Source organism: Salinispirillum marinum, from assembly GCF_042650105.1.
Taxonomy (GTDB): domain Bacteria; phylum Pseudomonadota; class Gammaproteobacteria; order Pseudomonadales; family Natronospirillaceae; genus Salinispirillum; species Salinispirillum marinum.
On record NZ_JBHSAL010000001.1, the window covers coordinates 1210973 to 1230134 of the forward strand.

A 19162-nucleotide genomic window follows, 5' to 3' on the forward strand; every position below is an offset into this window, starting at 1 on the left:
TGTACTTCATTTTACGGCCTAAGTCCGCTCTTTCGCGTACGGCTTACCAATGCTCTTCGGCGCAATAGCGCGGCCAATAAAGCCCGCCAATAACACCACCGTCAGGACGTATGGCAGCATCTCAATGAACTGTACCGGGACCACAAAGCCGCCGATCTCCACACCTTGCAGACGGATGGCGACGGCTTCCAAAAAGCCAAACAGCAGACATGCCAGCAGCGCTTGTACGGGTCGCCATTTACCGAAGATCAGCGCGGCCAAAGCCATATAGCCCTTACCGGCGCTCATGTCGGGAATGAACTGAGCGCTGTGTGCGATGCTCAAATAGGCACCACCCAGGCCCGCTAAAACACCGCATACCGTCAGGGCCAAGTAGCGCATTTTGGCTACACCAATACCGGCGGTGTCAATGGCTTGCGGGTTTTCGCCCACGGCGCGTAAACGCAGGCCAAACCGGGTGCGGAATACCATCCACCATACCAAAGGCACGGCGGCCCAAGACATATACACCAAAATGGTATGCCCGGAGATGACTTCGCGGTAAATGGTGCCCACCACGGGAATGTAATTGATCAGGTCGACAAAAGGCAGGGTGATGGGTCGGAAGCGGGCATCACCGAACAGTGAAGGCGTTTGTCCACCCATGTCAAACCAATGCCGTGCCAGGGTAACGGTTAAGCCTGCGGCAAGAATATTGATCGCCAAGCCACTTACTACATGATCCCCGCGATGCGTCACGGTAGCGAAGGCATGCAACCACGCGAACACGACGCCCACGCAGATAGCGGCGAACACACCGGCCCATGCGGAGCCGGTAAAGTAAGCGGCCGCTGCGGCGGCAAAGGCACCGAGCAACAATTTACCTTCCAGAGCGATATTGACGATACCCGCACGTTCAGAGAACAAGCCGGCCAATGCGGCAAAGATTAAGGGTGTTGCCACACGCAAGGTGGCATCGACCATCACCAAGATGATGTCAAACATGCGCGGGCTCCTCTTTCTTTTTCACCTGAAAGCGAATGTAGAGTTTGGTTAACGGTTGTTTCAGCATGTGCTCCAACGCACCACTGAATAACACCACCAAGCCCTGCAGCACCACCACGATATTGCGGTCGACTTCATAAGCAAATTTCAGTTCGGCTCCTCCTTGGTAAAGGAATCCGAAGAAGACGGCTGCCAGCACAATGCCGACCGGATGGTTACGTCCCATCAAGGCCACCGCAATGCCGGTGAAGCCAAAGCCTGCTACGTAGCCCAGTTTGAGCTGGTGTAAGTCGCCCAATAACGCGTTCACGGCAAACAAACCCGCCAACATGCCCGACACCAACATAGCCAAAATAACCACTTTGCTGTCGCTGATGCCTGCAAAGCGGGCGGCATTGTGGTTAAAGCCTAAGGCCCGTACTTCATAGCCCCAGCGCGTGCGCCAGAGAAACAACCACGTGCCATAGGCTGCTAATAAGGCAACGATAAAGGTTAAGTTCAAGGGGCTACGCCGCCAGCCGAACCATTCCCACACGCGGGGCATCCAGGAGTTGGTCGGGAATACAGCGCTCTCACTCGACATTGAGCCGGGTGGGCGCAGCCAGTCCACCAGCAAATACACCATCAAAGACGCCGCAATGAAGTTGAACATGATGGTCGTAATAACAATGTGTGAACCGCGTTTGGCCTGTAAATACGCCGGTATATAAGCCCAGGCAGCGCCGAATACACCGGCCATGATGATGGCCAACGGAATCACTAAGATCATGGGCATGATAGGACCAAGCGCTAAAGCCACGGCGGTAACGCCCAACCCCGCAAAGGTGGCTTGGCCTTCTCCGCCAATGTTGAACAAGCCGCAATGGAACGCTACGGCTACCGCCAACCCGGTAAAAATGTAACCCGTGGCGTAAAACAGTGTGTAGCCCAAGCCTTCGGTGTTACCAAATGAGCCATCCACCATGGCAACAATGGCATCGATCGGGTTGACCTCAATGTACAGAAACAACAAGGAGCACACGGCAAAGGCCAACACAATGTTGGCCACGGGAATGACCACGGTGGTCATCCACCACGGTGTCGTAACAGTATTAGCCATGAGCGACTTCCTCTTCATGCGCGTTCGCCATCATTAAGCCCAGCATACGCTCGTCGGCATCAGCGGTGTTCACTTCGGCCACGATCTGGCCATCGAACAACACCAGAATACGGTCGGTCAGCGAAAAAATTTCATCGAGTTCAACCGACACCAACAAGATGGCTTTGCCGTGGTCGCGTAAACGAATAATTTCTTGGTGAATGAATTCAATCGCCCCAATATCGACCCCTCGGGTGGGCTGACCAATCAGCATCACATCAGGGTCGCGTTCGACTTCGCGGGCCAACACTAACTTCTGTTGATTCCCACCGGAAAAATTCGCGGTTTTCAGGTCGGGGATGGGCGGCCGAACATCCCATTTTTTCATCTGCTTCGCGCAGTCAGCCACGATGTCTTTTTGCTTCATTAAAACTTTGTGGTTGTATTGCGGGTCACGATGATAACCCAGAATAAAGGCTTCACTGGCCGGGAAGGCCGTTACTAAGCCCTGTGCTTGCCGGTCTTCCGGGACGTGCGCCACCTTCAAATGCCGGATTTGTTCGGCATTGAGCGGGGCCTCATGGGTGATCCAAGTATCGCCAAAGGCAAAACGGCCCGACGTCAGAGCTTTCATTCCGGCCAACACTTCCAGCAGTTCTGACTGACCGTTGCCCGATACCCCAGCAATGCCAACAATTTCCCCCGCACGTACCGAGAAGTTCAGGTTCTTTAAACGCGGTACGCCATGTTTGTCGGTATAGTTGAGTTGTTCGACGCGCAACCGTTCTTGGCTGGGCGTGGATTCACCTTTTTTCACCCGTAACAACACTTTCCGGCCTACCATTTGTTCCGCCAATTCTTCGCGGGAGGTTTCTTTGGTTTTCAAATGCGCCACCATAGCGCCCTGACGCATAACTGATACATTGTCGGTGACGGCCAGAATTTCACGCAGCTTGTGCGTAATGATGATCACCGTGGTGCCTTGATCACGCAAGGCCGCTAAAATTTTAAACAGGTGATCGGTTTCTTGTGGCGTCAGAACGCCCGTGGGCTCGTCAAGAATCAGCACTTTAGCGCCGCGATACAGTGCTTTAAGAATCTCGACGCGTTGTTGGATGCCGACGGGTAAGTCTTGAATTTGGGTGTCGAGCGGCACTTGGAGATTGTAGTCTTTCTCCAGTTGTTTCAGAGTGGCCCGTGCGTCACTCATGCTGCGGTTGAGCAGCGGGCTGGATTCAGCCCCCAAGATGACGTTTTCTAATACCGTGAAATTGTGCACCAACATGAAGTGCTGGTGCACCATGCCGATACCGGCGTCGATAGCGGCTTTAGAATCTTTCGCAATGAGCGGTTGCCCATCAATGAACATTTCCCCGGCATCGGCTTGGTAAAAGCCATAAATGATGCTCATCAGCGTGGACTTGCCGGCTCCGTTCTCACCCACGATACCGTGAATGGTGCCTTTTTCTACTTGAAGGTCGATGCCGCGATTGGCGTGTACGGTGCCAAACCGCTTATCGATGCCCTTTAGCTCCAAGGCCAAAGGTTTATTGTTATCTTGAGACATGTGAGTAACCTGTTGAACAGGGAAGGATAGACCCTTGGGTTCACCTTAGCGCGTTAGACAGTAAAAGCCCCCGAGGCTGAGTAACAGCGCACGAGGGCTAACGCTTACAACGGTTTACATGGCTGCGTAGTTGCAGTCACCGTTTTGCATGTAGTCATATACTTGAATTTCTCCGGATACGATTTTCGAGCGAATATCGTTTACGGCTGTTTCCAGATCAGCGGAGATCAAGTCACGGTTGAACTCATCCAGTGACCAGTCAACGCCATTTTCAGCGATGCCAAAGACTTGTACGCCGGCTTCCCAGTTACCCATCATAGACTGTTCCCATGATGTATAAGCGGCAGTTCCCACACGCTTCTCCATGGAGGTCAGCATGGTGCCAGGTTGCAGGTAGTTTTGGTTCGAGTCTACGCCAATCGCATAGATTTCGTTGTCAGCCGCTGTTTGGTATACGCCCAAGCCCGTACCACCAGCCGCTGCATAAATAACGTCTGCACCCTGCGAGATTTGCGAGTTAGCCAACTCACCACCACGGACAGGATCGTTAAACGCGGTCGGCGTAGAGCCGGTCATGTTTTGCAGTACATTGATGTTTTCGTTGACGTATTTTGCGCCCTGCTCATAGCCGCAGGCGAATTTACGAATCAACGGAATATCCATACCACCCACGAAACCGATGGTAGAGGTCTCAGACACCATGGCCGCCAATGCGCCTACAAGGAACGAGCCTTCGTGCTCTTGGAACACCAACGACTGTACGTTCGGGGCATCCACCACAGAGTCGATGATGGCGAACTGGGTATCAGGGAAGTCCGCCGCAACAGCTTCTACGGCGCTACCAAAGTTGAAGCCTACGGTAACGATAGGGCTATGGCCGTCTTGTGCCAAGCGACGAATGGCTTGCTCACGTTGCGATTCGTTGTCTGGCGTGAATTCACGGACAGCAACACCTTTGTCGGCAACGAAGGTTTCAACGCCATTGCGGAATACGGCTTCGTTGAACGATTTGTCGAACTTACCGGCGACATCATAAACAACGGCAGGGCGGAAAGAAGAGCTTTCTTCTGCAGCGGCAGCGGTGGCTGCAGGTTCATCATTAGAGCAACCCGCCAGAATGATGGCCGAAGCAACGCCGGTCAGCGCCAATTTGGTTAATGTTTTCATGTTTTCCCCTATGGTGTTATGCGGTAATGGTGGATGAAGGACAGCTAAAACAACGTCCACCTGTTATTGTTATCAAACCTGACCAAGATAGCAGTTTTTGGGCCAAAACGGCGAGCTATCTCGAAACTTTATCATTGGGAGATCGTGCTATATTAATGCACTTGACCAATTGGTCAATACTTCTTTCACAGATCCACCCAAACGTAAGCTTCATCTTATTCCCCAACCCTTCCAAAAGGCAATTCTGTGTGAATGTTTGAACGGTATTAAATGAAAGGAGACTGTGAAAAGATCAAGACAAGCCCGCATTCGTGCCCTAAATTATGGCTCGTTGCCCAATTGCAGAGCAGGACACACAAAAAAGGCCAGCGGCAGCTGGCCCTTTGCGGAATTGCCATCGTGCGGTAGCAGGCAGCTCGTCGGCTGCTCGCTACCCCCAAACTTGAGCGTTATCGTACGGCGCGTGCTGCGGCAACTACGGCGTCGGCGGTAATGCCAAAGTGCTTGAACAAGTCACCCGCTGGCGCGGATTCCCCGAACGTGTCCATACCCACGACAGCGCCGTCCAGACCCACGTATTTCAGCCAGTAATCTTTTATGCTGGCTTCAACGGCTACCCGTGCACGCACGGCTTTCGGCAATACGGCTTCACGGTAAGCGGCATGTTGCTGATCGAACTGGTAGGTCGATGGCATGGACACCACGCGTGCTTGCACGCCTTCGGCAGCCAGAGTTTCGGCCGCTTCTACTGCCAGGCTGACTTCCGAGCCGGTGGCGATCAGAATGACATCCGGTGTACCTGCCGTATCCTTCAGGATGTAGCCGCCTTTCTTGATCTGCGCCAGTTGCTCGGCTGAGCGGGTTTGGTGGGCCAGATTTTGGCGCGAAAATACCAAGGCACTTGGCCCTTCTTTGCGCTCAACGGCAACCTGCCAAGCAACTGCAGATTCCACGGCATCGCAGGGACGCCACGTATCCAGATTAGGCGTGGTGCGCATGCTGGCCAGTTGTTCAACCGGTTGGTGCGTTGGGCCATCTTCACCCAAGCCAATGGAGTCGTGCGTGTAGACGAACAACACACGTTGCTTCATCAGTGCAGCCATGCGCACCGCATTGCGCGCATACTCCATAAACATTAGGAAGGTAGCGCCGAAGGGAATGAAACCACCATGTAAGGCAATGCCGTTCATCATGGCGCTCATACCAAACTCACGCACGCCGTAGTAAACGTAGTCACCGTTGGCGTCCAGGCCGGTTACCGGTTTGCATTCAGGCCATTTGGTCAGGTTGCTGCCCGCGAGGTCAGCAGAACCACCCAAGAACTCAGGCAGCACTTTAGCGAATGCGGTAATGGCATTTTGGCTGGCCTTACGGCTGGCGATGGTTTCACCTTTTGCATTAACCTCGGCCACAATGCGCTCTGCTTGAGCTGCGAAATCGGCGGGCAGTTCACCGGCCAGGCGGCGTTTGAGTTCGGCAGCTTGTTCAGGGAAGGCTTTGGCATAAGCGGCCATTTTGTCTTCCCAAGCGGATTCTTTCACGCGGCCTTTGCCACGCGCATCCCATGCTTCATAGACGGGCTGCGGGATTTCAAACGGTGCATGGTTCCAACCCAAGCGGGCGCGGGTGAGGGCAATTTCATCGTCGCCCAAGGGCGCGCCGTGACAATCTTCTTTGCCTTCTTTATTCGGTGAGCCAAAACCGATGATGGTTTTGCAGCAAATCAACGTAGGCTGTTCGGTGTTCGCACGCGCGGTTTCAATGGCCTGACGAATTTCGTCGCTGTCGTGCCCGTTGACCCGAGGAATTACCTGCCATCCGTATGACTCAAAGCGTTTCACTGTGTCGTCGGTGAACCAGCCTTCTACTTCTCCATCAATGGAAATGCCGTTGTCGTCGTAAAACGCGATTAATTTACCTAAGCCCAAGGTGCCTGCGAGAGAACAGACTTCGTGCGAAATACCTTCCATCATGCAACCGTCACCCATAAAGGTGTAGGTGAAGTGGTCAATTACATCGTGCCCAGGGCGGTTAAACTGGGCTGCCAAAACGCGTTCGGCCAACGCCATGCCTACAGCATTAGCAATGCCCTGCCCCAGTGGGCCGGTGGTGGTTTCAACGCCCGGGGCATAGCCGTATTCCGGGTGGCCAGGTGTTTTGCTGTGCAGTTGGCGGAAATTCTTCAGTTCTTCAATGGGGAGGTCATACCCGCTCAGGTGCAGCAAAGAATACAGGAGCATGGAGCCGTGGCCGTTGGACAGGACAAAGCGGTCGCGGTTTGGCCAATTCGGGTTGGTGGGGTTATGGTTCAGATAGTCGCGCCATAACACTTCGGCAATGTCTGCCATTCCCATGGGGGCACCGGGGTGTCCACTTTTGGCTTTTTGGACGGCGTCCATACTGAGTGCACGAATGGCGTTAGCCAACTCATTGCGGTTGGGCATGAGGTCTGATCTCCTGGGCGGGTGGTTCTTTTTTGAGCGCGTATTGTCGCTGATGGCGGCCGGAAGTTAAACCCCGCAAGGGGTTCTTTATCGATCAAGGGTAGAATGAATTAAAGGGGGGTAAGCATTTAACGCGTATCCTTACTGAGTAGTCAGGATACGCGCAGGTGACGAAAGGTCTAAATGGCGCTGCCGCGTCCCGGCTGCCCACCGTTCATGGTGTTCTGTACTTCTTCAAATAATTCGGCGGTTGAGCCGACCATGGTTGGGTCCACCAAATGCTTGCGGTTCACGATAATGCTGGGCGTAGCGCGAATATTGTACTGTTGAACCAAGGCTTGGGCCTGCGCCATACGTTGATCCACCAAATCCGACCGTAAGGCCGCCTGAAAATCCGCATAAGGTACATTGATGTGTTGGCGGGCGAAGGCCAGTACGGCTTTCTCGGAGTATAAATCTACACCGCTTTGATAGGCATAGAATAAATGCGCATGGAACTGCGGGTTTTCGCCCAATATTTCAGCCGCATGAAAGGCGCGCGCAGCGTATTCAACCGTGGGGTCAAACAACACGGGGACTAAGACCAATTGGCCGTCATTCTCGATGCGTTCATCCCAGTGAATCAGCTCTTGGTGATAGAACTGATAGCAGGGACCACACTGGTAGCCAAAGAACACCAGAGCTTCCGGCTTGTCCGTCGGGTACGACGAGTAGTCGGTCGGTAAGGCGCTACGTTCGGTGGTGGTGTTCGTGGTCGCGCAGCCGGTCAGGATGACCAAAGCAGTGAGCAGAGGTAAGAGCAGTCGTTGCATAATGTGGTACTCCAATGGGGTCGCATGATGAACGCATCATGGTGGGGCCGTCCTGAGCATCCCCAACCCTTGCGTCCTTATTCAATTCGCCAGTGTTCCTTGTGGCACCGGCCAGAGAACGCTAGCAGAGGCTCCGGTCCGGCGCAACCGATGAGGCATTAAACTGCGGGCTGGTTCACATCAGCAAACAGTCGAGTCCATCCAACGCCATGTGGATCAGGAGACCGAGGCCGACCAAGCGCGTGCGCGACCACAAGGCTAGAACACCGTACCCCGCTATTGCTGGGTAGCTGTGTAACGGGTGAAAGCCAATGCTGCAGCGTGTCGGGTCATAAATAGGATCCGCCAGTAGGTGGTCAAGATCCACCAGCATGGTGGCTACCATGATTAACCAAGCACGCCGCCATTGCGCGCGAAAGCAGAGCCAAGCAACCAACGCAGGCACCAAAAAATGCAGGGCAATATGTGCCAAAGCCATAGGGGACGGAATGGGCATTAGGCATCCTGCATCAGGCGTTCAATCTCGTCAGGGTCTTTGGGGACACTCAGAGTGAAGTTCTCATGGCCTTCGACAGTGACCATGACATCGTCTTCAATGCGAATACCGATGCCACGCCACCGTGCGTCTACCCGTTCATTATCCGGAGCGACGTATAAGCCCGGTTCAATGGTCAGGCACATGCCCGGTTCCAGTTCGCGCCAATCGCCATTGTCTTTCTTGTAGCGCCCTACATCGTGTACGTCCATGCCCAGCCAATGACTGGTACGGTGCATGTAAAATTCCCGGTAGGCTTCTTGTGCGATCAATTCTTCTACTGGGCCTTCTAGTAAACCCAGTTCCACCAAGCCAGTGGTAAGCACCTGCAAGACCGCTTCATGTGGTTGATTGAAATGATTGCCAGGCTTCACTTCGGCAAGGGCGGCCTTGTGGGCACGCAACACCCAATCGTAGAGGGCGCGTTGTTCCGGCGAGAAGCGTCCGGAAACAGGAAAGGTACGGGTGATGTCAGCGGCGTAGTAATCCAACTCACAACCGGCATCAATCAACACCAGGTCGCCGGTTCGCAAGAGTGATTTGTTTTCGGTGTAATGCAGCACACAGCCATTGGCACCGCCACCGACAATGGCGGAATACGCGGGCAGGCGCGCGCCATGCCAGGCAAATTCATGGTTAATTTCAGCTTCTAACTGATATTCATGGGTAGCACGTTTGGCCATGCGCATCGCCCGCTTGTGGGCTTCGGCACTGATCAGTCCGGCATGGCGCATAATGGCGGCTTCAGCGTCCGACTTATACAAGCGCATTTCGTGGGTAATCGGATTCAAATTCTCAAGCCGTTCCGGGGCGCGTGCACCGCGCCGGGCTTGTGCACGCAAGGTGTCGATCCATGCCATCACTTGCATGTCCAGCCCTTGATCTTGCCCCATGGGAAAATACACCTGGCTGCACCCGTCCAGCAGGGTGGGCATCAGCTCGTCCAACTCATCGTTTGGGTAGGCCTCATCGGCTTGCAGGTGTGCTTTCACCCCTTCCGGCCCAAGGCGATAGCCGTTCCAGATCTCCATGTCACGGTCACGTTCGCGGCAAAACAGAATAAACTCTCCATCCGCCCGGCCGGGCATAAACACGGCCAGTGCATCAGGCTCGTTGAAGCCGGTGAAGTAGAAGAAGGTGCTGTCCTGGCGAAACGGATAATCCACATCGTTGTTGCGCAGGCGCTCGGTGGCGGACGGCAAAATGGCGATGCTGTTGGGTTCCAGTTGCGCCATCAAACGGTGGCGACGAAGCGCAAACTCTTCCGGAGCAATGGGGGTGTGTGACATAGAGTTTTACGTCTTCTTGGGTTAATGAAGGGTGGGCTTCTCGGCCTCGGCCGTGATGCCCAGCACCAGTTGAAAGTGATGCGCTGCCAAGCGGACATGCTCGGTTAACGCGGCATAGTCTTCTTCAGCTTCCGCGTCACTTTCTGATTCTACGTCCAATTGCGCAATGGCGATCAGATCTTCCAGCAATTCTTCGTCTTCACCTTCCGGTGCCGTCAATTGGCCGGTTACTCCGAGCGTGCTGACAAAACCCGCACACCAATCAGATAAGGCCTCTAAGCGGTCGGGCAGTGGTGCGTCGTCCGGAAGCATGAGCGTTAAGGCGAAGTTTTCCGTTTTTAGTTCGGTCAATGTGCCATCGTACAAATGATGCAAAACCGTGGTGTGTTGCTCGCTCAATTCGGCGTCTATTTCCAATGCTTCGCAGGCCGCCGCAAGCCACGCAGCGCGATCCAAACGTTGTCCGCTCACCAGACGCGCGGTTAGGCTGCCATGCAAATACGCCAAGGATTCCGTCGGGTCGAGATCGGCCAGGACATCATCCAGCGCATAATAATCGTTTTCCACCGTGCTACGCTCCATAGCCAGCTCCTATTCACAATTTCGCACTATGCTAGCATCCTTGACGCTGGTACGCTAAGGCCCTTGACGCGGATCGATACGCTGGCCTTGGCCGGTAAACGGTTCAATTACCCCGCGCAACCCGATATTGATGACAGAGCAGGGAGTAATGGCATGTCACAAGATGAAATGATGGCCTTGGAAGCGCGGGTAGACGAGCTCCTGCGTGAGTTCCAACGGCTTAAACGTGTACAAGCTGCCCATGAAGAAGAGCGTCGTGGGTGGGCGGCCGAAAAAGCCGATTTAGAAAATAAAAACCAGCAAGCGCGGCAACGGCTGGAGTTTGTTATTGCCCGATTGAAAGAATTTGAGCAGGCATCATGAAAGCCCACAATACCGTAAAATTGACCATCTTAGACCGTGACTATAACGTGGCCTGCCCGCCAGAATCGGAAGCGGAATTGAAGGCGGCGGCGTTGCAACTGCATCAGAAAATGACCGAAATCAAAGGCTCGGGAAAAGTTTTTGGCGTTGAGCGTGTGGCGGTCATGGCGGCGTTAAACCTGATCCATGAATTGCGTCAGAAGCAGGTCGCGAATCAAGCCTCGAACGAATCCATTGCGCGACTGATTGGCAAGATAGATGCCGTGTTGGACGATACGGATCCAGTTTAGTCCGGACCGTTAAAGATAAAGCCACCAAATACACGAAATTACATTGTCAACGCTGTATTCGAAGTTTAGATCAGTATACTAGGCACTGTCCCTGGTCTATTTGCCAGTCGATACGTCCTCGAGCCGATATTAATTATCCTGGAGATTTTGCGTTGGCGATGTGTGCACGTCCGCTGGTCGGAACGCCTAATTCGTCACCAGAGTCACCACCTTGAACTCTTCGGTTCAAGGCCACACTCGACAGCGGTAGTATCGGGGATCCTATTTTATGAGCAACACCGCAGACCGAATCCAGCTCAGGCGCGAGCTGAGAGCCCGTCGGCGCGGCCTGTCAGAGTGGCAACAACGCCATGCAGCGCTGCGCATCGCCCGCCGTTTGCAACATCACCCTTGGGTACATCAAGCCCAACACATTGCCTTGTACTTGTCGAATGACGGTGAAGTGAGCCTACAACCGTTAATTCACCTGCTTTGGTTGCAGAACAAACACGTCTACTTGCCGGTGGTTCACCCGTTACAACAACGCATGCGGTTCGCGTTGTATCGCCGACATAGCCTGATGCGGCGCAATCGTTTTGATATTCCCGAGCCGCGTACGACAAAACACCGAGCGCCCTATGAACTGGACTTGGTCTTGCTACCGTTGGTGGGCTTTGATGCTCTCGGCCAGCGGTTGGGTATGGGCGGCGGCTTTTACGACCGCACCTTTGCCCGCCGTGGCATGCGGCCATTGTTGCTGGGTATTGCCCATACCTGCCAACAGGTCGCGCGTTTGCCCAATGCCCCGTGGGATGTGCCTTTAAACGCCATTGTTACTGACACGGCTTGGATTTCGCCACGGCGGCCGCATGTACCGTCTTAACAGTAAACACAGAACAGGAGTTCGTTATGCCAACCGTCGCCCTTGCCCTTGGTAGTGGTGGAGCCCGTGGGATGGCCCATATTGGGGTTATCGAATGGTTACAGAAACACGATTTTGAAATTGTCAGTATTGCCGGTTCATCCATTGGCGCGCTGATAGGCGGCATGCATGCGGCCGGAAAGCTACAAGACTATCGTGACTGGGTGACCAGTTTGGAGCGCTCCAGTGTATTACGCATGCTGGACTTATCGTTTTCTCGTTCGGGGATCTTCAAAGGCGAGAAAGTCATTAAGCTACTGCGCGACATGACCGGCGACCTGAACATCGAAGACCTGGCCATTCCATTCACAGCGGTGGCGACGGACTTGAACCGGGAGCGCGCGATTTGGCTGAATAAAGGCTCGCTGTTCGACGCTATTCGCAGTTCTATTGCGGTGCCTTCGGTGTTTACGCCGCACCATTACATGGGCCGCTGGCTGGTGGATGGCGGCTTGGTTGACCCCGTGCCCGTCGGCCCGACCATGAATGCAAACGCCGACATCACCATTGCCGTGAACCTAAACCACGCGATTGATGAAATTGAACTCTTGGGTGAGGCCACACCCATAAAACCCCGCAAACGCCCGCTGAAGAAAAAGGTGGAAGAGCCAGAAGAGGATGACAGCCGTTGGCCTGCCTTCAGTGCCATGTTGGACAGCATTCGTGGCATGCACAAAGACAAGCCCGAACAGCAAAACAGCATGAACATGGTGGATGTGTTGTTCCGCTCATTCGACATCATGCAATCACAGATTACCGATGCGAGGCTGGCGTCTTATCGGCCGGATGTGGTGATCAATTTGCACCGGTCGGCCGGTGGATTCTTTGACTATGACCAAGCAAACGAGCTGATTCAATTAGGGTATAACCTGACGGAAGAAGCGATCGGGCGGCAATTGAAATCGGTGCAGCTCAAAGACAAAACTCTGTGACAGTAGGCCCCGGAACGGGGCCGACGATTAAACGGCTATAAGAACATCCGATACACCGGATTTTCGGATTCGTTCCAGTGCTGATAATTCAGCTCTTTCAACTTTTGCTGGAACTCGGCATTGTCCTCTCTTGGCACCTGAAACGCACAGAGTACGCGCCCATAGGCCGCACCATGGTTGCGGTAATGAAACAATGAAATACTCCAGCGCTTGCCCAATTTCTTTAAGAAATTCATCAAGGCTCCAGGGCGCTCCGGGAATTCAAAGCGGTACAACACTTCGGTAACGCTGTGGTGTGATTTACCGCCTACCATGTGGCGAATGTGGGCCTTGGCGATTTCGTTGTCAGTGAGGTCCACCACCGGGTATTCCGCCGCACGCAACGAAGCCACCAGTTCGTTCTTTTCGTCTGCGCCTGACACCTGCACACCAACAAAAATGTTGGCATCGTTGTCATCGTCATACCGATAATTGAATTCCGTCACCGAGCGCCGTCCCAACACCGCACAGAAAGCCAGAAACGCCCCGGCTTTTTCTGGAATCGTTACCGCCAATAAGGCCTCACGCTGCTCACCCACTTCCGCCTGCTCCGCCACATAACGTAAGCGGTCGAAGTTCATGTTGGCGCCACTGGATATCGCCACATAGGTTTCGTCGGTAGTGCCTTCGCGCTGAATGTATTTTTTCACCCCAGCCAAAGCCAAAGCTCCGGAAGGCTCGGACACCGAACGGGTATCATCGAACATATCCTTCACCGCCGCACAGATTTCATCGGCGGTGACGGTAATGACTTCATCCACATGGTGCTGGCAAATTTTCCACGTTTCCGCACCGATTTGCGCGACCGCTACCCCGTCGGCAAAGATCCCCACTTGGTCCAGAATCACCCGTTCGCCCGCTTTCATAGCCGCCGCCAAACAGGCCGACTCTTCAAATTCGACCCCGACAATGCGGATTTCCGGGTTTAAATACTTCACATAAGCGGCCATGCCCGCGATCAAACCGCCACCACCGACCGGGATAAAGATGGCGTGCATGGGGCGACCATGCTGGTGCAGAATTTCCCGTGCAACGGTACCCTGCCCGGCGATGGTGTCCGGGTCATCAAACGGGTGGATATAGGTTAAGCCCTGTTCTTCCATCAATATCCGCGAATGCGCTGACGCTTCATCAAACGCATCACCGTGCAACACCACCTTCACGTACTTGCCGCCATGACTGCGCACGGCATTCACTTTGATGTCTGGCGTGGTTTTCGGCATTACGATCACAGCACGGGTTTTCAGCAAATTCGCCGAATAGGCCACGCCTTGCGCGTGATTGCCCGCCGAAGCACAAATTACCCCGCGGTCACGTTCTGCCTGCGTCAAATTCGCCAAACGGTTATAGGCGCCACGAATCTTGAAAGAAAATACCGGCTGCAAATCTTCGCGCTTAATCAAAATCTGATTATTGAAGCGCTTGGAGAGATTGTGCGCAATGTCGAGCGGCGTTTCACGGGCCGCCTCGTACACTTTAGCGTTCAGTATTTTCTTAACCGTTTCTTCCAGAGTCATGGTGCTGCCTGAGCTTGGGGGTGGATGAAATCAACAAGCGCTCGATTGTAACAAAGCGGGCGGGGAAATGTATCGGTTGCGTTGGGGAAGTTTGGGTTTACCGCAAGTTGTCACAGCCCTAATTATGGTCGTGTTAGCAGAGAAGACGCAGACAATACACAAAACTAAAAAGTACACCCATACCCCCTTGCCGGTGATGCGTCTATAATGAGTCGTAACTTCATTCAGGACAGGTCACATGACTCAAGACGACATGAAAAAAGCCGTTGCGGCAGCGGCGTTGGAAGAAATTCGTGGGCAGATCCATGCTGATTCGGTCATCGGTATTGGTACGGGCTCTACGGCGAACCATTTTATTGACCAATTGGCAGCGTTAAAAGGTAAATTCCGGGCAACCGTGGCCAGTTCCGAAGCCTCAGCTGAACGGTTGCGCGGGCATGGTATCGAAGTCATTGACCTGAATGACGTGAAAGAGTTGCCGTTTTACATCGACGGTGCCGATGAAGCGAATTTGCAGTTGGCCTTGGTAAAAGGTGGCGGAGCGGCGTTAACGCGGGAAAAAATTGTCGCGGCCTGTGCCAAAGAGTTCATTTGCATTGCGGATGAATCAAAAGCGGTGGAGACGTTGGGTAAATTCCCCATTCCGGTTGAAGTGATTCCCATGGCGCGTAATTACGTGATGCGGAAGTTGGAGAAGCTCGGTGGGCGGCCAGTATATCGTGAAGGTGTGATCACCGACAACGGTAACATCATTCTTGATGTACATGGTTTGAACATCACCGATCCCAAGGCCATGGAAATTGAGATGAATTCTATCGTGGGTGTGGTAACGAACGGTATCTTTGCGTGTCGCAGCGCGGATTTGTTGTTGCTGGCCTCGCCGACGGGTGTACGTCGCCTATCCGTCATCAATACGCCGTCGCAGAAGGGCGAGTATTACTGAGTTGCTTTAAGGTCGTTTGAACGTATCGTAGGAGCGCAGCCCTCTGCGCGAAAATCGGCCAGAGGGCTGGCCTCCTACGATTATTGTTCGGCCAGAGGGCTGGCCTCCTACGATTATTGTTCGGCCAAGGGGCTGGACTCCTACTGCACCGCCTGCCACGTCTGCGTCCGCCCGATCAACGCAAACCCAATAAACCCGCGCACTTCCAATGTATCGCCATTATCGGCTACGGTCAGCAAGGCTTTGTATTCTTTGCCGTTGGCCGGGTCGGTAATGGTGCCGCCGTTCCATTCTTGCTTGCCGGCATCCCAGCGTAAACCTTCGATAATCTGTAAGCCTTCAAAGGGCGCATCACGTTTATCGCCTTTGCATTGGTCACAGAACCACTGGTCACGTGGGCGGTCTGACTTGATGATTTCACGAATGTGCCCTACCAGCTCGCCGTTCACGACGTTCAACTCGACGCGGCTGCGTACGTCGCCCGTTTCGTCATCAATGGTGTACCAAAATCCCACTGGGCTGGTTTGTGCCTGTGCGGCAAAAGCGGTTAACACAAGGGAAAGTGCAATTAGCCAACGCATGTGCGGTGTCTCCTATTTATTGTTGTGATGGACTGCAGGTACAGCGTAGATCAGCAACGCCAGGTTCTCCAGCGTTCTAAATTACAGCGTGTCGATTGTTGCCTGCGCGGACGGAATGCACAAAAAAGGCGAGTCAATGACTCGCCTTTCGGCACAGAGCTGGGAACGCTAGATGCGTCCTTCTTCTACCGCAAAACAAGACGCCAAACTGTCACGCACTGAAATCAATTTCGGTCGTTCGGATTTGCAGCGGTCATTGGCGTACGGACAACGCGGGTGGAAAGTACAGCCAGATGGTGGATCAATCGGGCTGGGGATTTCCCCGGTTACCGGTTGACGCTTCCGTCCGCTCATTTCGTGGTCGGGAATAGCATCCAGCAGCATGCGGGTGTAAGGGTGCACGGGATTGGCGAACAGTTCTTGGCTGGGTGAATTTTCCACCATAGAACCCAAGTAGAGCACACCGATGCGGTTGGCCATGTGTTTCACCACAGACAAATCATGGCTGATGAACAAATAGGTTAGGCCAAACTCGTCTTGCAGGTCACGCATCAGGTTCAGAATCTGTGCCTGGACGGACACATCCAGTGCCGATGTCGGTTCGTCACACACCAAGAAGTCGGGCTGCGCAGACAGTGCGCGCGCAATGGCGATGCGCTGCCGTTGACCACCGGAGAATTCATGCGGGAATTTATGGCGGTCACGCCCGGCCAAACCGACGGTATCAAGCAGCTTTTCAACCTGTTTGACCACTTTAGCTTTGTCTTTCTCAAGGCCGAAGGCATAGATAGGTTCGGCGATGATGTCCCCCACCCGCCAACGTGGGTTGAGGCTCGCAAACGGATCTTGGAAGATCATTTGAATGCGTCGACGCAAGGTTTTGAAGGCTTCACCTTTCGAGGCCGCAAGATTTTGACCATCAAAGGTAATGGTGCCACTGGAAGGACTGATCAAATCCACAATCAATTTCGCAATGGTGGACTTGCCCGAGCCAGATTCACCCACCAAAGCAAAGGTTTCCCCTTTGTTGATGGAAAAGGAAACCCGGTCGACTGCGGTCAGAAAACGTTTGGGTTCCTTCTCTAATACGCGGTTTAACCAAGGTTTCGAGACATCGAAATGGCAGGATAAATCGTTGATTTGCAACAAGGCTTCGTTCGCCGTTCGCGTTTTAGGTTGTGCGGTCATGAGGGCTCCTTAGCGTCGTACAACCAACAGGCTACTTGCCCGTCTGCCACAGCTATCAGGTCGGGACGTTCTTCTTTGCAGCGTGCGAAAACCCGGTCACAACGCGGATTGTAGGCGCAGCCGGTCGGTATGGCATCCAAACGTGGCATGCTGCCAGGAATCTGCACCAAACGCTCGGTTTCATGCACGATAGACGGAATGGAACCCATTAAACCGACGGTATAGGGGTGTTTCGGGTGTTTGATGACATCGCGCACCGGACCGATTTCGGCAACTCGACCGGCGTACATAACCGCCACGCGGTCGCAGGCTTCCGCGATCACGCCCATGTCATGCGTCACCAACATCACCGCTGCACCGTGTTCTTTGCACATGCGTTTCAGCACGTCGATGATCTGCGCCTGCACGGATACATCCAGCGCGGTGGTGGGTTCGTCCGCGATGATCAATTCCGGTTCACCCGCTAACGCTAACGCAATCACCACGCGTTGACGCATTCCACCGGAAAACTGGTGCGGATAATCGTCCACCCGTTTGTCTGCGGCGGGAATACCTACTTCATCGAGCAACGCAATAGCACGTTCCCGCGCTTGCTTTTCGTTCATCGGCAAGTGTGTACGAATGGTTTCGATCAGCTGGTCGGCTATGGTCAGAATAGGGTTCAGTGACGTTAAGGGGTCCTGAAATACCATGCCGATGCGCTTGCCCCGAATGCGCCGCATGGCTTCATAGGGGAGGTTATCAATGCGTTCGCCGTCGAGGAGAATCTCGCCCGACGCTACCCGGCCCGGTGGTTCCAGCAAGCCTATGATGGCGGCTCCGGTCAGCGATTTACCCGCGCCAGACTCACCGACCACGCCCAGTATTTCACCGCGCGCAATGTCAAACGACACATGGTCTAGGGCACGCAGCACATTCTTGCGCTTGGGGAATTCCACCACCAAGTCACGTACCGACAAAAGTACACCCTGTTGTTCATTGTTTTGTTCACGACTCATGTTTAACGCAACCTCGGGTTCAGGGCGTCACGTAACCAATCGCCCAATAAATTCACAGACAACGCCAGAATCAACAGCGTTACCCCGGGGAAGAAGGTAATCCACCATTCGCCAGAGAACAAAAATTCATTCCCAACGCGAATTAAGGTGCCCAAGCTGGGTTGCGTGGCGGGTACGCCCACACCCAAGAACGACAGGGTAGACTCCAGAATGATCGCCAGCGCCAAGCCGATGGTGCCAATGACCAACACCGGGCCCATAACGTTAGGCAGAATATGCCGTAACAGAATACGGGGGGCCGGCACGCCAAAGATGCGGGCTGCTTGTACGTATTCTTTGTTTTTCTCGGACAGCGTAGAACTGCGCACAGTACGCGCGTACTGCACCCAGTCACTCAGGCCAATGGAAATGATCAGTACGTACACCGCAGCTTGTTCCTGATAGGCCACCGGAATCAAACTCTTGGTAATACCAAAGATCAGCAAGGCCACCAAAATGGCTGGGAAGCTCAATTGCACATCGGCAACGCGCATGATCAGGCTGTCCACCCAGCCGCCTTTGTAACCGGCTATCAAGCCCAGACCAATGCCCAACACGGCGGCAAAAGCCACCGAGGCAAAGCCAACCAGTAGGGAAATCCGCGAGCCGTATAGAATGGCCGAGAAAATATCCCGCCCCTGGCTGTCGGTGCCCATGAGGTAACTGTTTCCGGTGAACATATTCTCGGCCAAAGGCGGCGTAAACCCGTCCATCAGATTTAGCGTGGCCGGGTCAAAGGGGGTATGCGGTGCGACCCAGGGGGCTAAAAACGAAGCCAAAATGATCAACAAGGTAATCACCGCTGACGCCACCACCACCGGGCGGCGAATAAAATCGTAAAACAAATCGCTATCGACAATTCGCTTCCACAAGGGTGGTGCTACGGGCATCTCGTGTTGTTCAGTCATATTGT

19 protein-coding genes and 1 other RNA gene are annotated in these 19162 nt (G+C 53.9%); 6 read left to right on the forward strand and 14 right to left on the reverse strand.

What is annotated here, in order from left to right; translation table 11 throughout:
- Positions 1–18: 18 nt before the first annotated feature.
- From ACFOSD_RS05660 to ACFOSD_RS05700, 9 genes are all read right to left on the reverse strand, one after another.
- Positions 19–984: an ABC transporter permease gene (locus tag ACFOSD_RS05660; protein WP_380692682.1), complete on the reverse strand. Its 966-nt coding sequence runs from the start codon at positions 982–984 to the stop codon at positions 19–21.
- Positions 977–2083, reverse strand: coding sequence for an ABC transporter permease (locus tag ACFOSD_RS05665; protein WP_380692680.1), 1107 nt, complete (start codon positions 2081–2083; stop codon positions 977–979). Before ACFOSD_RS05665 ends, ACFOSD_RS05660 begins: the two co-directional genes overlap by 8 nt.
- Entirely contained in the window at positions 2076–3629 is a 1554-nt protein-coding gene (locus tag ACFOSD_RS05670; RefSeq protein WP_380692678.1) for an ABC transporter ATP-binding protein, read from the reverse strand. Before ACFOSD_RS05670 ends, ACFOSD_RS05665 begins: the two co-directional genes overlap by 8 nt.
- A 114-nt stretch (positions 3630–3743) precedes the next feature.
- Positions 3744–4796 (reverse strand): BMP family lipoprotein, encoded by a 1053-nt coding sequence (locus ACFOSD_RS05675; protein ID WP_380692677.1) that lies wholly within the window; start codon positions 4794–4796, stop codon positions 3744–3746.
- Positions 4797–5245: 449 nt separating this feature from the next.
- Positions 5246–7240, reverse strand: coding sequence for a transketolase (gene tkt / locus ACFOSD_RS05680; protein WP_380692675.1), 1995 nt, complete (start codon positions 7238–7240; stop codon positions 5246–5248).
- 179 nt (positions 7241–7419) lie between these two features.
- On the reverse strand, positions 7420–8052 hold the full coding sequence (locus ACFOSD_RS05685) for a DsbA family protein (protein WP_380692673.1): 633 nt from the start codon (positions 8050–8052) through the stop codon (positions 7420–7422).
- A gap of 175 nt (positions 8053–8227) precedes the next feature.
- The gene (locus ACFOSD_RS05690; protein WP_380692672.1) at positions 8228–8548 is read right to left on the reverse strand and encodes a DUF6122 family protein; all 321 of its coding nucleotides are present in this window, start codon (positions 8546–8548) and stop codon (positions 8228–8230) included.
- Complete coding sequence (gene pepP / locus ACFOSD_RS05695; RefSeq protein WP_380692670.1) at positions 8548–9876, reverse strand: Xaa-Pro aminopeptidase; 1329 nt, start codon at positions 9874–9876, stop codon at positions 8548–8550. The genes ACFOSD_RS05690 and pepP overlap by 1 nt, the downstream gene beginning before the upstream one ends.
- Before the next feature lie 21 nt (positions 9877–9897).
- Positions 9898–10458, reverse strand: coding sequence for a UPF0149 family protein (locus tag ACFOSD_RS05700; RefSeq protein ID WP_380692668.1), 561 nt, complete (start codon positions 10456–10458; stop codon positions 9898–9900).
- A gap of 63 nt (positions 10459–10521) precedes the next feature.
- Between ACFOSD_RS05700 and ACFOSD_RS05705 the strand changes: the two genes are divergently transcribed.
- The 5 genes from ACFOSD_RS05705 (at position 10522) to ACFOSD_RS05725 (ending at position 12944) form a co-directional block, all read left to right on the forward strand.
- A complete protein-coding gene (locus tag ACFOSD_RS05705) occupies positions 10522–10821 on the forward strand; it encodes a hypothetical protein (protein WP_380692667.1) in 300 nt (99 codons plus the stop codon).
- On the forward strand, positions 10818–11111 hold the full coding sequence (locus ACFOSD_RS05710; RefSeq protein ID WP_380692665.1) for a cell division protein ZapA: 294 nt from the start codon (positions 10818–10820) through the stop codon (positions 11109–11111). Before ACFOSD_RS05705 ends, ACFOSD_RS05710 begins: the two co-directional genes overlap by 4 nt.
- A gap of 85 nt (positions 11112–11196) precedes the next feature.
- Positions 11197–11374, forward strand: a non-coding RNA gene (gene ssrS / locus ACFOSD_RS05715) — 6S RNA.
- A gap of 5 nt (positions 11375–11379) precedes the next feature.
- On the forward strand, positions 11380–11973 hold the full coding sequence (locus tag ACFOSD_RS05720; protein WP_380692663.1) for a 5-formyltetrahydrofolate cyclo-ligase: 594 nt from the start codon (positions 11380–11382) through the stop codon (positions 11971–11973).
- Positions 11974–11999: 26 nt separating this feature from the next.
- Positions 12000–12944 carry a patatin-like phospholipase family protein gene (locus ACFOSD_RS05725; RefSeq protein ID WP_380692661.1) on the forward strand — a complete coding sequence of 315 codons (945 nt, stop codon included), beginning with the start codon at positions 12000–12002 and terminating at the stop codon, positions 12942–12944.
- A 35-nt stretch (positions 12945–12979) separates the two neighbouring features.
- Here ACFOSD_RS05725 and ilvA read toward each other — a convergent pair whose 3' ends face one another.
- Positions 12980–14500, reverse strand: coding sequence for a threonine ammonia-lyase, biosynthetic (ilvA, locus tag ACFOSD_RS05730; RefSeq protein ID WP_380692659.1), 1521 nt, complete (start codon positions 14498–14500; stop codon positions 12980–12982).
- Positions 14501–14738: 238 nt separating this feature from the next.
- Between ilvA and rpiA the strand changes: the two genes are divergently transcribed.
- Positions 14739–15443 (forward strand): ribose-5-phosphate isomerase RpiA, encoded by a 705-nt coding sequence (gene rpiA, locus ACFOSD_RS05735; RefSeq protein WP_380692657.1) that lies wholly within the window; start codon positions 14739–14741, stop codon positions 15441–15443.
- A 140-nt stretch (positions 15444–15583) separates the two neighbouring features.
- On the opposite strand, the gene ACFOSD_RS05740 is transcribed toward rpiA, so the two are convergent.
- From ACFOSD_RS05740 to ACFOSD_RS05755, 4 genes are all read right to left on the reverse strand, one after another.
- Positions 15584–16024, reverse strand: coding sequence for a DUF2147 domain-containing protein (locus ACFOSD_RS05740; RefSeq protein WP_380692655.1), 441 nt, complete (start codon positions 16022–16024; stop codon positions 15584–15586).
- 168 nt (positions 16025–16192) lie between these two features.
- Positions 16193–17212, reverse strand: coding sequence for an ABC transporter ATP-binding protein (locus tag ACFOSD_RS05745; RefSeq protein ID WP_380692654.1), 1020 nt, complete (start codon positions 17210–17212; stop codon positions 16193–16195).
- Entirely contained in the window at positions 17209–18210 is a 1002-nt protein-coding gene (locus ACFOSD_RS05750; RefSeq protein ID WP_380692653.1) for an ABC transporter ATP-binding protein, read from the reverse strand. Before ACFOSD_RS05750 ends, ACFOSD_RS05745 begins: the two co-directional genes overlap by 4 nt.
- Positions 18211–18212: 2 nt before the next feature.
- On the reverse strand, positions 18213–19157 hold the full coding sequence (locus ACFOSD_RS05755) for an ABC transporter permease (protein ID WP_380692652.1): 945 nt from the start codon (positions 19155–19157) through the stop codon (positions 18213–18215).
- Positions 19158–19162 lie beyond the last annotated feature (5 nt).